Annotated in this window: 1 protein-coding gene; it reads right to left on the reverse strand. The window is 52.6% G+C overall.

Annotated features, from left to right (window positions below; all coding sequences use genetic code 11):
• A partial coding sequence (locus L5462_RS09235) for a pseudomurein-binding repeat-containing protein (protein WP_305067735.1) occupies window positions 1–774 on the reverse strand: 774 nt, incomplete at both ends.

The raw sequence follows: 774 nt of genomic DNA on the forward strand, positions 1-774 counted from the left end.
ATGATGCAAGGTACTTTCCCCTGAAGATTGAGCTGTCGATGGCTACATTGTCGGGTAGCCTTCCGTTTGCACCCTCAAATGCAACGACCTTTGAGAGCAGATAAACCAGTGTATTGAAGCTCAGACTCCCGGCACTGGAGGATACGCTTGACGGAGCCCTGCCATTTGCTGACATGTAGTTCCAGACGTCAGATGCAATCCTCAGGTACCCGTCCCTCTGAATTGTCCCTGCTGCCACTAGGGTTGTGTTTGACCCCTCACTGAATGACCTGATTTCCAGGTCGGCGCCTGTGAGGAACCCTGCCAGCAGGTAGAGGAACCCGGAGTTTGTAACCTGAACTCCACCTATACTCACATAGCTGGGGAGCCTGTAGTTTGACTCCACAAAACTCTTGAACCTGCTGGCTGCATCCCTTAGCATCTCCGCGGTTACTGGATTGGCGGCAGAGGGCATTGCGTTTGCTGATGGTGTTACACCCAGAAACTCCCTGTCGATCAAGCCGTACCTGAATAGGGCATACCCATCAGCTCCTCCCTGGAGGGCTGAGCTTATATCGGCCCTGAGTTCATCTGCAGGTATCGGTGTCACATCGTCGTCTGATCTGTAGGTCTGAATTCCAGTCCAGACCTGGGCGTTGAGGCTTTTGCTCTTGATGTAGGCCGTTACATTCCGTATCCAGGAGGTTCCTGTATTGTAGTTACCCCTGTAGGCCATGGGCACCAGGACGTCAAGGTACTCTGCAAGTTTTGTGTAGTCCTGTCCATAGTAGTAGG

The organism is Methanothermobacter sp. K4 (assembly GCF_022014235.1).
GTDB lineage: Archaea > Methanobacteriota > Methanobacteria > Methanobacteriales > Methanothermobacteraceae > Methanothermobacter.